This is a genomic window from Paenibacillus fonticola DSM 21315, from assembly GCF_000381905.1.
GTDB classification, from domain to species: Bacteria; Bacillota; Bacilli; order Paenibacillales; family Paenibacillaceae; genus Fontibacillus; species Fontibacillus fonticola.
Window position 1 is genome coordinate 62,686 of record NZ_KB907250.1, and the last position, 14,110, is coordinate 76,795.

The window sequence follows — 14,110 nt, forward strand, 5'->3', positions numbered from 1 at the left end:
GGCTGTATAGTGTATGATGAGTGTTAAGCGTATGTCATTTTGTGCCTGCCGGGTTAGTAACGCTGCCCCAGCATTATTGATCCAAGCAATGCAAGAAACTTGATTCACGCTGCCACCGCCAGTGGAATTTCATTTGCCGTGGCCTTTATTCTTACATATCTTTTTCAAATTTGACGATGTAGAAGAAGCGGCTGCAAAATAAGGAGGAACAGCTATTGTTTTCAAAATGGAGAAAAAAATCCGCCGAGAAAGAAGCGGTACAAATTTACGCTCCCTTAACCGGAGAAGCCGTAGCCTTGTCGACTGTACCGGATGAAGCATTTGCCCAAGGGCATATGGGTCCGGGGATTGCGATCGAACCTGTCGAGGGGCGATTAATTGCTCCCTTTGACGGCGTCATCGCCCATATTATCAAATCAAATCATGCCGTTATGATGGAGCACCCTTCCGGTTTGCAATTTTTGTTTCACATCGGGGTGGATACCGTATCCCTTAAGGGAGAAGGCTTCACTTCGCATGTCGCTGCAGGAGATCGCGTAAAGGCGGGACAGGTTCTGATTGAATTTGATATGGATCATATTCGCGCAGCGGGATATCCTGTAATTACCCCTATAATTTTGACGAATGCCGGGGAAATCGCGGCTGAGCTCAATTGGAATGAGGGTACAGTAGTTGCGGGCAGCAGTGTAATCCTGCAAGCGGCGCTTAAGAGCTGATCCGTTCCGTGACGGTAAATAAGGCTGCTCCACAACTATCGAAAGCTCCACTCTTTAACCAAGAGTGGAGCTTGTTGGATTTCGCACGCGATTGAACTCAATTCGTCTTGGACTTGTTGTAAATGTCGAAGGCTACGGCAAGGAGCAGGACAAGCCCTTTGATGCCTTGTTGCCAATCGACTCCAAGGCCGATCAGCGACATGCCGTTGTTCATAACGCCCATGACGAGGCCGCCGATAATCGCGCCGATGACGGTACCGATGCCGCCGGAAGCGGAAGCGCCGCCGATGAAGCAGGCTGCGATCGCATCGAGCTCGAAGTTCGTCCCTGCTTTAGGTGTCGCCGAGTTCAGCCGCGCTGCGAAGATAAGTCCGGAAAGGGCAGCCATGGCGCCCATGTTGACGAAGACCCAGAAGGTGACCTTCTTCGTCTTTACTCCCGACAGCTTGGCGGCTTTTTCGTTGCCGCCTAGCGCGTAAATATGCCGCCCGGCAATCATCCGATTCATGACGAAGGAATAGATGACGATGAGCACGAACAGAATGACGAGAATGTTCGGAATCCCTTTATACGTAGCCAGCACATAGGTAAACACGTTAACGACCGCGACGAGCGAGGCGACCTTGGCGATGAATATCCACATCGGTGCCGTTTCGAAATTGTACTTGATCTGCGTCTTTCGTTCTTTCCATTCCTTCCAGATGACGAGCAGGGAGAGAATGACGCCGAGCACGATCGTCAGGATGTGAATGCCCTCGCCTCCGAACCAGTCGGGCAGGAAGCCGGAGCTGATCTTCTGGAAGGAATTTGGAAACGGCGCGATCGACTGACCGCCCAGAATGATCATCGTGAGGCCGCGGAACAGCAGCATTCCCGCCAAGGTGACGATGAAAGCGGGAATCCTCACGTAAGCGATCCAGAAGCCCTGCCAGGCACCAATCAGTGCGCCCACCCCGAGCGCAATGATGACGGCCAGGAAGGGAGGAAGCTGCATTTCGACCATCATAATGGCCGATAGCGCCCCGATAAACGCCGCGATGGAGCCGACCGACAGATCGATATGCCCTGTAATGATAACCAGCACCATCCCGATGGCCAATACAAGAATGTAGCTATTTTGCAAAATAAGGTTCGTGACGTTAAGCGGCTTCAGCAAAATACCGTCGGTTAAAATTTGAAATAAGATCGTAATGAAGACTAGTGCGATAATCATGCCGTACTGGCGAATGTTTTTTTTGAAGACTAGCGCTATGTTCATGCCGTACTGGCGAATGTTCTTTTTGAAAAGCTCGCTAATCGTGTGCATCTCCTTACCCCCTGCCTCGAGTCATGGATTTCATTAGTACTTCCTGGGTGGCGTCCTCGCGGTTGACCTCGCCGGTAATGCGCCCTTCGCTCATGACATAGATGCGGTCGCACATTCCGAGAAGCTCCGGAAGCTCCGAGGAAATGAATAGAATGCCTTTCCCTTCGTCTGCCAGTTGATTGACGATCGAGTAAATTTCATATTTCGCACCAACATCAATGCCGCGGGTAGGTTCGTCCAGGATGAGAATTTCCGGCTGCGCGTAAATCCATTTACTGAGCACGACTTTCTGCTGGTTGCCTCCGCTTAAGTTGACCGTTTTCTGCAAAATGCTCGGTGTCTTGATCTTTAACTTCTGGCGGTATTCCTCGGCCACAAGTACCTCTTCGCTCTCATTGATCACGCCGCGGCGGGACAGCTTGCCCAAATTGGCGAGGGAAATGTTCCGCTTAATATCATCGATCAGTACGAGTCCGTAGTCCTTGCGGTCTTCGGTCACGTAGGCGATGCCGTGCTGGATCGCGGTGCTGATATCGTTCAACTGGATCTCCCTGCCGTGCAGCAGCAGCTTGCCCTGGATGTTCTTTCCGTAGGACTTGCCGAAAATGCTCATCGCCAGCTCCGTTCTTCCTGCCCCCATCAGTCCGGCTACACCAACAATTTCGCCGCGCTGGATATGGATGTTAATATTGTCGAGCATTTTACGTCCTTCCTGCTCGGGGTGATCCACTTGCCAGTTTTGCACTTCAAAAATTTTCTCCCCGATGTTCGGAACACGCTCCGGGTAACGGTGGGTTAGATCCCGGCCGACCATCCCCTTGATGATGACATCCTCCGTCACCTGATCCTCTTGCATATCCAGCGTCTGAATCGTCTTCCCATCCCGCAAAATCGTGATCGAATCCGCTATCTTCTCGATTTCATTCAGCTTGTGGGAAATAATGATCGAGGAGATCCCCTGCTTCTTCAGCTCCAGGATCAGATTGAGCAGGTTCTCGCTGTCATCCTCGTTAAGCGCGGCCGTCGGCTCATCAAGGATGAGCAGCTTGACCTGCTTGGAGAGTGCCTTAGCGATTTCTACGAGCTGCTGCTTGCCGACCCCGATGCTGATAACATGGGTATTGGGGGATTCTTTTAGCCCTACGGTTGCAAGCAGTTCTCTCGTTTTGACTGTCGTTTCGTTCCAGTTGATGATGCCGCGCTTCGTTTGTTCGTTGCCGAGAAAAATATTTTCCGCAATCGATAGATAGGGGATCAAAGCCAGCTCCTGGTGAATGATGACGATGCCTAGGCTCTCGCTCTGTTTAATATCCTTGAATTCACAAACCTCGCCTTTGAACAAAATATCTCCCTCATAGGAACCGTGCGGGTAGACGCCGCTAAGTACCTTCATCAGCGTGGATTTGCCAGCGCCGTTCTCCCCGCAGAGGGCGTGGATTTCACCTTCTTTGACTTGCAAATTCACATTCTCCAGCGCCTTGACGCCGGGAAATGTCTTCGTAATTCCTCTCATCTCCAAAATGAAGTCACTCACTGTCCTCACCAAGCCTTTCGTCTCCATTCGAGTACAAAGGATAGCGGAGGCCGAGAAGGCCACCGCTGTATTTATGGGCATGCGCTGTTTACTTAAGCCGCGTTAAGCTGCTGGAACAGAGTGCTGTGCTCCAAGCTAGCGGTGCTCTCGCCGCGCTGAGTTGCAGCACCGCCACGGCAGCTGGTGCGCTTCTAGCGCTCATGCATCCGCCCAAGCCGCGCATATTACAGTCCCAGCTCTTCTTTCGTATAGTAGCCGGTTTCTACCAACTCTTGTTCCACATTGTCCTTGTCTACTGATTTTGGCTCTAGCAGATAGGAAGGCACGACTTTGACTCCATTGTCATAGGTTTTCGTGTCGTTGACTTCCGCTTCCGTGCCTTCGAGAATGCTAAGGGCCATGCCTACCGCTTTTTTCGCCAGCTCGCGTGTATCCTTGAACACCGTTTGCGTCTGCTCGCCGGCCAGGATCGATTTGATCGAAGCAAGCTCGGCGTCCTGGCCAGTTACGATCGGCATAGGCTTATTGCCGGAACCGTAGCCGACACCTTTCAGGGAAGAAAGGATGCCGATGCTTATTCCGTCATATGGTGATAGAACCGCATCCACGTTCTCGGTTGCATAGTGAGCGCTCATCAAGTTATCCATGCGCGCTTGCGCTGTTGCGCCGTCCCAGCGAAGGGTAGCGATTTGCTCCATTTTCGTCTGGTTGCTGCGGACGACCAGCTTGCCGGAATCGATATATGGTTGAAGAACGGACATCGCTCCGTCATAGAAAAAATAAGCGTTATTGTCATCCGGCGATCCGCCGAACAGCTCGATGTTGAATGGGCCCTTGCCTTCTTTCAGCCCGAGCTTCTCTTCGATATAAGAAGCCTGCTGTACGCCGACCTTGAAGTTGTCGAAGGTTGCGTAGTAGTCCACGTGCTCGCTTTTCATGATCAGGCGGTCATAAGCGATGACCTTGATGCCTTGATCGTGGGCTTTTTGCAGCACTTCAGTTATCGCAGCGCCATCAATGGACGCGATGACGAGAAGGTCCACGCCCTTTGTAATCATGTTCTCGATTTGGGACACTTGATTTTCGACGACATCCTCGCCGTACTGCAGATCTGTGCCATAACCCAGACTCTGGAATTCTTTTACCATGTTGTTGCCATCGTTCACCCATCGCTCCGACGATTTCGTCGGCATCGCAATTCCAACCGTGCCTTTCTCGCCTTTAGTCGAGCCGCCGGCACTGTTATTCTTGCTTCCGCAAGCCGTTAAAGATAAGGCCAGTACGAACGTGAACAGCAGTAATGTTGCTTTTTTCATAATTGCTTACCCCCTGTATAAGTTGATTTCAGATTATGAATCCGCTTACACATGGAAGTATACCAACGGGGGCTGTTTTCGTATTTACAATAAAACTACTCTTTTTATAAAAATCAAACTTATTTGTGGTGAAGAAACTACCGGAGAATCCGGCTCTCCGAGTCCCGTTTGGCTCGAGATAGGCAGCTGTTCAGCAAAAAATCTGCAGCCGGGACACCTGAACTCGTTCGTGTTTACTTCCTCCATATTTTCAGCACATTTGATATAGGAGGAATACTGAATATTATGTTGAATTATGTAATTAGGTAAATACTACTAGGAGGAAAGAATCGTGAAGGATAAATTAAAGGGACTTATTGCAGGTGTATTGATTGGTTCGATGGTAACAGGTGGAGCTGCATTTGCTGCAAGTGGAAAGAAGATTGAGGTATTTTATGGAGTAAACGATATTAAAATCAATAAAATTTCTAAGATGCCAACAGATAATAAGCCATTCTTATATAATGGCACAACTTATGTACCGCTTTCATTCATTGCTCAAGCTTTAGGGCAACAAGTAAAGTGGGACAGTAACACAAAAACAGTTTTAATTGGTGAATCTGAAGGAGAAAATGAACTTTATTTAGATAAAGACATTAAACATATGAATGTCCAGAAAGGATATATAGCAAAATGGAATTATGAATATAACTCTAATGCTGGTATAAAGGATAATATCGGTAATGAGTATGCCAACTACTTATCAATGTATGTTGATAGTGTTGGTAAAGATAGATCGTGGGAGTACATAGAATTTCCGCTAAATGGAAATATAAAGTCTTTAAAAGGAAAGATTGGACTTACAGATAAATATAAGAGTACAACTGAAGAAATTAAAGTGACAATCCTGGCCGATGATAAATCTGTATATACACATACTTTTAAAGCTGGAGATTTTCCTGAGGATATCAATGTGGACCTTAAAGGTGCATTGAAAGTACAATTCAAAGTTCAGGGTTTAAATGATGCTGGTTACGGTGCCTCTTATGAAATAGGATTGTTCAACCCTATATTTTATAAATAATTAAATAGTAGATTAAGTCACTCATATGAGTGGCTTTTTTTGCTTAAAACCAACACAACGCCGAGGGTGGTTTTATGTAATGGCTGAAGCCTTTCGTAAGAAGAGGGTTCGTAATTTTAAGATTACTTGTAGCTGCGAAATAAGCGTAACGTTCATGTAACCGCAAAATAAGCGTAACGTACATGCACGAGTTGGATTTGTTGTACTTAAAATTGGCTATGTGACGCTGAATAAAAAATTAACAGTATTCCGTGCATTTAAAAAAACATCTAAGCCGATATTGGCGAAAACGGTACGTTTTAAATACACAAAATGAAGTTAATCGGCGAAAGTTGGCTAATGAACATGAATTAGATACTAGAAATCCATTTAAACTCCTACAGTTACTTGTTAGCGGGCAGAACCTGTAAGAAGGTTCCCCTCCCCATTGCTGTAGCGCATCCAGACCTTAGGGAATTGAGGGGGCCGAGGAGATTGGAAGGAGCTGAGGGAGCTGAGGAGATCGGCGGGAGCTTAGGAGGTGGAGTGAGCTTAGGGGGATGAGGGAACTAGAGAGAATTAGAGAGAATCAGAGAGAATTAGAGAGGATTAGAGAGAGTTAGAGAGAAAAGGGGGGCGAGGGGAGGGGGAACAGGCTTTTAGAGGAGGATTTGAGCAGGTAAGAATATTACCAGGCACCACTCACTGTACTTATTCGTCACATCTTCGCCACAACTTCGTCACAACGAAACATCAAGCAAACGGCTGATCAGCCCCAAATCGATGTTCGATTCGAACAGCTCGGCCATACGATCAAAGCCTTGCTCATCCGGCACTACGATGTCATGCTGATAGGGCAAAATCCCGGCACACGGGACGGCGTGCTTTTGTTCCAATACATCTATCCCTGGATGCAAAATTTCCTTAACCCCATGATATCGATTGATAATGAATCCTTTCAATTGACTTTTGATAGATTCATCCAGTAAGTCGACCGTGCCGTGAATCGCTGCAAAAACGCCGCCATAGTGAATATCCGACACGAGCAGGAGCGGGGAATTCGTGATTTTAGCCGTAAAAATATTAGCGACATCCTCATTGGCCAAATTGATCTCTGCGGTAGAACCAGCGCCTTCGATAATGAGAATGTCGTATTTTGCCGCCATTCTGTGGAAGGAGCTTTCAATGCTTGCTCTGATCTCCGGCAGAAAATCTCCATATTTCTTATAACTTCCGGTATGAAATAACTGGCCATTTAAGAAAATTTGCGTCTTCTCATTGGCCGGCTTAATCAATACGGGATTCATGTCCGCTTCCGGGGGAACTCCGGCGCCTAAAGCTTGAATATACGTAGAATAAGCAATCTCACTATGATCTTCAGTTACATAGGATTTTGAGGAAATATTTTGCGCTTTGAACGGGGCAGCAGTATACCCTTTGTTCCGCAGCATACGCAGCAAAGCCGCTGTAATAAAGCTTTTGCCGCACGAAGAGCTGGTTCCGACGATCATTACGGATTTCATTTATTCACCTATCTCGCTCTGGATTTTATTAAAGATCGTAAGATCATGCATGATAGTTTTATTCTACAAGCCCTTATTTTTTCTGTCCAATAAAGAACAAATTATTACATCACTTTCATGCCTGCTTTACATATAGAAAACCATACTTCCTGCTGTGGAGTGTACAATATTTTTGAATTACGCGGTTGTTGTGGCCTTCTGTCTGATGTTGTTTATTTTACGTCGTCATCCGTGGAAAGGAAGGGACTGAATGAATGAGACTATATGAGCAGCCGTTAGCTAACTTTCAGGTCATTTCAGACACGCATGTAACAGCTAACCCCGGGCATGAGTACAACCGGAATTTCGATCGCGCCCTGAAGGATATCCGTACAAATGCCAGTGGAAGCAGCGGCATCATGCATGTTGGAGATATTACGGATCATGGTTTTACCGAAGAGTATGGGGAGTTGAACCGTATCATCGAAGGCAACCGGGAGAACTTGCCGGAGATCCGATTTACTCTAGGGAATCATGATGTCGCGTTTGGGAATTGGAGCTCCAGGCTGGGGAATTATACAGCCCACACCGGAATGCAGGGAGCTTACCATGATCATTGGATTGACGGCTACCATTATATTTTTCTCGGATCGGAGAAGGGGCTGGAAAGATTCTGCCATTTGACGGAGCAGCAGCTCGATTGGCTGGATATGAAGCTTGGCGAGAAGGCATCCGCTCATAAACCCGTTTTTGTCTTTTTGCACCAGCCGTTGATGGACACGGTGGCAGGGTCACTGCAAAGCCAGAAGTGGTATGGAGTAAAGCAGGATAGGGAGCTAAAGTTTATTTTAAGCAAATACCCGCAGGCGATTTTGTTTACCGGGCATACGCATTGGCCGTTGGAAGCCCATCGTACGATGTATGATGGCCGAGGAATAACGGCTACGATATTTAACGCAGCTTCGGTTGCTTATTTGTGGAGCGACGAAGATGTCTACCTGCCGGGCAGCCAAGGTTTTTATGTGGAAATTTACGCAGATAAAGTTATGATCCGGGGCCGTGATTTTGCTTCTGGCAGTTGGGTGGACGCGGCGCAGTTTCAAATAGATTATAAATAAGAGGCTTTTGTGATTATCTTTTAAACAAGGTACATTAAACGTCATTGAGTTGACATTTTGATCCCTGACATAGAGTCAGGGGATTTATTCATTTTTTGATCAACATTTTCATTGATTTTTTAAGTTAGTATTTTGCTATTTGACTAGTTTTGAAATTAATTGAGAAAAGTGTCCAATTTTGATGAATCATTGGAAGGCTATTCTGTAACTCTGTCGAATCAATTAGGTAAGCAAGCCTTAGTATTAATAGATCTATAGGACTATCTGCATGAATATAGCTTGGAGGGGGCAGAGACAGCGATGTATATAGCTCATATCCGAGAAAGTGATCATACATATCAGACAGTGGAAGAGCATTTGCTGGGTGTGAAAAAATTGGCAGAATCGCACGGGGGCAAGATGGGCATCAAGCATATAACCGGATTGGCGGGTATGCTTCATGATTTAGGGAAGTACACGGATGAGTTCAAAGAATACATCCTCAAGGCGGCAAGCCATCCGGATGTTCCTCCGAAGCGAGGCAGTGTCGATCATTCGACTGCGGGGGGAAAATTATTATTTGAGCTGTTTCATACCGGGAACATTGATAGACATAAAGGAATTTTAGCTGAAATCGTCGGAAACGCCATCATTTCCCACCACTCCTATCTGCAGGATTTTCTGAATCCAGAATTGGAATCCAACTATTTACTTCGAGTTCGGGACAAGGACTTGACCGATTTTGCAAAAACTAAGCAAATGTTTTTTGAACATGTAATCAGCGAAGCGGAATTCCACCAATACGTAAATGAAGCAGCAAGTGAATTGGAAGCATATTTAGCGATCCCTTCTTCTTTTAGCAGTGAAAATAAGTTAATGTTTCTGACCAAGTTTATATTCAGCGTTTTAATCGATGCCGACCGGACGGACACAAGGCTGTTTGCAGATAATGCGGTTGCAGAACCGATTGATAGTCTAAATTCAGCGGCATTATTTGAAATCTACTACAACCGCCTTATGACCAAGGTTCATTCCTACGCTGAACTGAGTAATGCGAATATCCCTATAAATTTACTGCGCCGTGATATGTCAGAACAGTGCGATAAGTTTGCTGAGAAGCCACCGGGCATTTACACATTATCCATTCCAACTGGCGGTGGCAAAACATTGGCAAGCCTGAGATATGCACTCAAGCATGCGAAGCTGCACAACAAAAAACGCATTATTTATGTCGTTCCTTACACAACGATTATTGAACAGAACACTGCGGAAGTACGGGGGATTTTGAAGGATGACGTTCATATTTTGGAGCACCACTCGAACGTGGTTGATGATGCGAATGATAATGATGAACATTTGGATGGATTAAGCTATATACAGCAAAAATTGAAACTGGCCAAGGATAATTGGGATTCACCTATTATTTTTACAACGATGGTGCAGTTTTTGAATGTGTTCTATGCCAAGGGAAGTAGGAATATTCGGCGACTGCATAATCTAAGTGAGTCGGTCATCATTTTTGATGAGGTGCAAAAGGTTCCAGTTGCCTGTGTATCCCTATTTAATGAAGCACTGAACTATCTAAGGAATTATGGAAATGCCAGTATTCTGCTTTGCACAGCGACGCAACCCGCACTAGACTTTGTTGAACATAAGCTTGAGATTAACCCGGAAGCAGAAATTATAGCGAACCTGGATCATGTTATTGAAGCGTTTAAACGTGTGGAAATTATCGATAAGGCCACAAATGAACAGTTTAACAATGATAAACTTGCTAATTTTATTACAGAGAAACTGGAGGAGGTTGAGAGTGTACTTGTCATTTTAAATACGAAATCCGTTGCAAAAAAGCTGTATCAGCAGTTGCAAGAGATAGGGAGCGACATCCCGGTCTATCACCTAAGTACTTCGATGTGCGCTGCGCACCGAAATAAGATTCTAACAGAAGTGCGGCAGCAGCTTAAGGATGGGAATAAGGTCATTTGTATCAGCACGCAGTTAATTGAAGCTGGGGTGGATGTAAGCTTTGCCTGCGTTATCCGGTCATTGGCCGGGCTGGACTCAATCGCTCAAGCGGCAGGAAGATGCAACCGACACGGTGAGCGGGAAGTACAGCAAGTGTATGTCATTGATCATGTGGAAGAGAATCTGAAGCATTTGCGGGAAATTAAGGTTGGCAAGGAGATCTCCAGGAAGATTCTTATTGATTTAAAGCGAGATCAGACAAATCATGGCGGGCATGTTTTATCAATACAGGCGATGGAGAGATATTTTAAAGAGTTTTATAGTGAATTTGATTCCGAATTAAATTACTTCATACCGAAATTAAGGAAGAAAATGACCGAATTATTGGCTGCTAAGAAGGAGGATAATTCGTACTTCCAAGCTTATTGCAGCAAGTTTAAGAAACAACCGCCTTTATTTTTGGCGAATAGCTACAGAACGGCAGCCGAGCATTTCCGGGTCATTGACGATCTCACCACCTCTGTAATTGTTCCCTATGGGGAGGAAGGCAAAGAGATCATTGCCGAATTAAACGGTGCAGGGGTGATCGATGATTTTACCCGATTATTACGTAGGGCGCAGCAATATACGATCAACTTATTTCACTATGAGCTGCAGCTCCTATCCAAAAATGGCGGATTAGAGAGTTGTCTGGACGGGAAGGTCTTGGTGTTAAAAGAAGGAGCTTATAGCCGGGAGTTTGGTTTGGATATCGAGAATGACAGCCAGTTTGACCTGAGCATATATTAAAAACCTATCTCAGTTAAGATAGGTTTTCACATAATACATTATATTTTTCAATCCACGCTATTTACATCAAAATACTAAAAATAGCGACATGTTATTATAACATAATTAAAAACAAGTTAGTTGAAGTTCATATATTGTATTATGATATTAATATTTACAACATCCAAAATTTGGGATATTATAGAGTTGTAAAATATGTAAAAACAGAAAAGGAGGTGATTCTATGAGAAATTCTATCGAATTTGCAGTTTACGGTGACTATGCGTTATTCACAGACCCTTTGACGAAGCTGGGGGGAGAGAAGCTAAGTTATCAGGTGCCAACTTACCAAGCGATAAAAGGGATTTTGGAGTCGATTTATTGGAAGCCGACACTAATTCTCTTTGTCGACGAGGTTCGTGTTCTAAAACCAATTCGTATGGAGTCCAAAGGAATTCGTCCGATAGACTATGGTGGCGGGAACACGCTTGCCAATTATACTTACTTGAAGGACGTTTGCTACCAGGTGAGAGGCCATTTTGAATTTAACTTAAATCGTCCAGACATGGCTTATGACCGTAACGAGCATAAGCATCACAATATCATGAAACGCTCCCTGATCGCCGGTGGCCGAAGAGACATTTTCCTAGGAGCCCGGGAATGTCAGGGATATGTGGAACCTTGTGTATTTGGTGAGGGCGAAGGATTTTATGATAACTATGGTGACATTCATCTGGGGACTATGGTTCACGGCATCAATTACCCAGATGAGACAGGCAGGGAGCAAATGGAAGTGCGTCTATGGAACCCCGTGATGAGAAATGGCATTATCCAATTCATACGTCCGGAGCAGTGTACGCAGGTTCGAAAAATTTCGGATATGAAGCCAAAAGCTTTCAATGAACACAATGTTGAGTCTGTTAATGAGTTGTTTGCACAAATTGAAGAGGGGGGGAATATATGAGCTGGTTGTTAAATTTATATGAAACTTACGAAGCGAATTTGGATCGAGTCGGCGAAATTGAAAAAAAATATAATGACCGCGAATATACTCTTCTGCCCATCTCTCACACGACTCAAAATGCTCATATTGAAGTAGAGATCACAGAAGATGGACAATTTCATTCGGCGAGTGTCATCGATAACAGTGATGCGAATACGCTGATTCCATGCACAGAGGAATCAGCAAGCCGGGCGGGCTCGAAAATAGCACCCTATCCATTACATGATAAATTAAGCTATGTTGCTGGTGATTTTGCTGCTTATGGAGGGCAAATCAAGAAAGAGGAGCCTTCTACATACTACATTAAGCAACTGGAAGAATGGGCTAATTCCCCTTATGCAGCGGCAAAGGTACGTAGTATTTATAATTACTTAAGAAAAGGGCAACTAATCAAAGATTTGATAGCATGGAAAGTGATATATGTAGATGCGGACAACAAGCTGATTGAGAAATGGGATAAGAAATACGAAGTATTATACGGTGAGAGACCGGCAATTTTCTCAGTAGTTGCTGGCGGGCAGGAAAGTGCGTTTATCCGGTTTAATGTTTATTCTCCTAAAAGTATTTTGACAAAAGTGTGGAAGGATCAGGAGATGTATGATTCTTTCATCAACTACTATCAAGATTTGCTGGGCAGTGAAGATATTTGTTATGTGACAGGAAAGAGGCTGCCCAGTACGGACAGGCATGCTAATAAAATCAGAAATGCAGCGGACAAGGCCAAGCTGATATCAGCAAACGACACCAGTGGCTTTACGTTCCGAGGCCGATTTAATCAAAGTAATGAAGTGGCCAGCATTAGCTATGAAGTGTCCCAGAAAGCCCATAATGCGCTAAAGTGGCTCGTAAATCGCCAAGGTAAAATTATTGACCAGCGTGTGTTTTTAGTCTGGGGAAACGATGCTCTTGATATACCGGATTCTACGGAAGATACTTTTTCGATTGACCCGATCCCTTTGGAAGCCAAGGTTAGGAAGTCATACACTCAGCAAGAGCTTGCTGTCGAAATATCAAAAGCGTTGGATGGATATAGAAACGATATGTCTTCTGAATCCAAAGTAAATATTATGATACTTGATTCGGCTACAACCGGACGTATGGCTGTACTGTACTATCGAAATATGGACAAAGAGATTTATTTGAACAGGCTTGCGAAGTGGCATTCAACCTGTGTGTGGCTGCATCGTTATCGGAAGGATCAGCAGGGGGAATATGTTCAGTTTTACGGGGCACCGGCAACAAAAGATATCGCCTTCGCTGCGTATGGGCCTAGAGCAAGTGAGAAGATTGTTAAAGGATTAATGGAGCGCATGCTGCCATGTATTATAGACGACGCAAGGATTCCCCAAGACATTGAAACTAGTGCCTTTCATCGTGCATCAAGCCCTGTGTCGATGGAGAAATGGGAATGGGAAAAGACATTAAGCATCGCGTGTGCTTTGATCAACAGACGGGAGGGATTCAACATGGCGTTAGATACAGAAAATAATGACCGCGACTATTTGTTTGGCCGCTTATTAGCTCTAGCGGATGTTTTGGAAAGACGAGCGCTTGGACCAGATGAGACTCGGTCTAGTAATGCGATCCGGTACATGAATTCATTCTCCAAGCATCCGGCCAGAACGTGGAAGACGATTCAAGAGAGCCTGCAACCTTACCAGGCGCGTTTAGGAACAAACGCATTGTACTGGTCCAGAATTATTGATGAAGTAGCCTCAAGAATTAAAATTGAGGATTTTAACAACAAGCCATTATCGGGGAAATATTTACTTGGATTCTACAGCCAGCGGCATGAACTGTACCAGAAGAAAGTAAAAAACGAAGATGCGGTGGAAGCATCCAATGATAAGGAGAGATAAAA

The 14,110-nt window shown here is 45.1% G+C and carries 10 protein-coding genes; 6 read left to right on the plus strand and 4 right to left on the minus strand.

Annotated elements, in window-relative coordinates:
* Nucleotides 1-215 precede the first annotated feature (215 nt).
* Entirely contained in the window at nucleotides 216-716 is a 501-nt protein-coding gene (locus tag G358_RS0107880) for a PTS sugar transporter subunit IIA (RefSeq protein WP_019636663.1), read from the plus strand.
* Between the two features lie 97 nt (nucleotides 717-813).
* Here G358_RS0107880 and mmsB read toward each other — a convergent pair whose 3' ends face one another.
* The 3 genes from mmsB to chvE all read right to left on the minus strand — a co-directional run bounded on the left by mmsB (nucleotide 814) and on the right by chvE (nucleotide 4,872).
* Nucleotides 814-1,974 carry a multiple monosaccharide ABC transporter permease gene (mmsB, locus tag G358_RS0107885; protein WP_026342137.1) on the minus strand — a complete coding sequence of 387 codons (1,161 nt, stop codon included), beginning with the start codon at nucleotides 1,972-1,974 and terminating at the stop codon, nucleotides 814-816.
* A 52-nt stretch (nucleotides 1,975-2,026) separates the two neighbouring features.
* Nucleotides 2,027-3,556: a multiple monosaccharide ABC transporter ATP-binding protein gene (mmsA, locus tag G358_RS0107890; RefSeq protein ID WP_026342138.1), complete on the minus strand. Its 1,530-nt coding sequence runs from the start codon at nucleotides 3,554-3,556 to the stop codon at nucleotides 2,027-2,029.
* A 224-nt stretch (nucleotides 3,557-3,780) separates the two neighbouring features.
* Entirely contained in the window at nucleotides 3,781-4,872 is a 1,092-nt protein-coding gene (gene chvE / locus G358_RS0107895; RefSeq protein ID WP_019636666.1) for a multiple monosaccharide ABC transporter substrate-binding protein, read from the minus strand.
* A gap of 331 nt (nucleotides 4,873-5,203) precedes the next feature.
* On the opposite strand from chvE, the gene G358_RS31610 reads away from it, so the two are divergent.
* Nucleotides 5,204-5,935, plus strand: coding sequence for a copper amine oxidase N-terminal domain-containing protein (locus G358_RS31610; protein ID WP_019636667.1), 732 nt, complete (start codon nucleotides 5,204-5,206; stop codon nucleotides 5,933-5,935).
* 719 nt (nucleotides 5,936-6,654) lie between these two features.
* Here the strand turns inward: G358_RS31610 and G358_RS29655 are convergent.
* Entirely contained in the window at nucleotides 6,655-7,437 is a 783-nt protein-coding gene (locus G358_RS29655; protein ID WP_019636668.1) for a cobyric acid synthase, read from the minus strand.
* A gap of 254 nt (nucleotides 7,438-7,691) precedes the next feature.
* Here G358_RS29655 and G358_RS0107910 point away from each other — a divergent pair, with 254 nt between their 5' ends.
* The 4 genes from G358_RS0107910 to cas8c all read left to right on the plus strand — a co-directional run bounded on the left by G358_RS0107910 (nucleotide 7,692) and on the right by cas8c (nucleotide 14,108).
* Entirely contained in the window at nucleotides 7,692-8,534 is an 843-nt protein-coding gene (locus G358_RS0107910; protein ID WP_019636669.1) for a metallophosphoesterase family protein, read from the plus strand.
* A 300-nt stretch (nucleotides 8,535-8,834) separates the two neighbouring features.
* Nucleotides 8,835-11,267 (plus strand): CRISPR-associated helicase/endonuclease Cas3, encoded by a 2,433-nt coding sequence (locus G358_RS0107915; protein WP_019636670.1) that lies wholly within the window; start codon nucleotides 8,835-8,837, stop codon nucleotides 11,265-11,267.
* 223 nt (nucleotides 11,268-11,490) lie between these two features.
* Entirely contained in the window at nucleotides 11,491-12,210 is a 720-nt protein-coding gene (cas5c, locus tag G358_RS0107920; protein WP_019636671.1) for a type I-C CRISPR-associated protein Cas5c, read from the plus strand.
* The gene (gene cas8c / locus G358_RS0107925) at nucleotides 12,207-14,108 is read left to right on the plus strand and encodes a type I-C CRISPR-associated protein Cas8c/Csd1 (protein ID WP_019636672.1); all 1,902 of its coding nucleotides are present in this window, start codon (nucleotides 12,207-12,209) and stop codon (nucleotides 14,106-14,108) included. Before cas5c ends, cas8c begins: the two co-directional genes overlap by 4 nt.
* Nucleotides 14,109-14,110 lie beyond the last annotated feature (2 nt).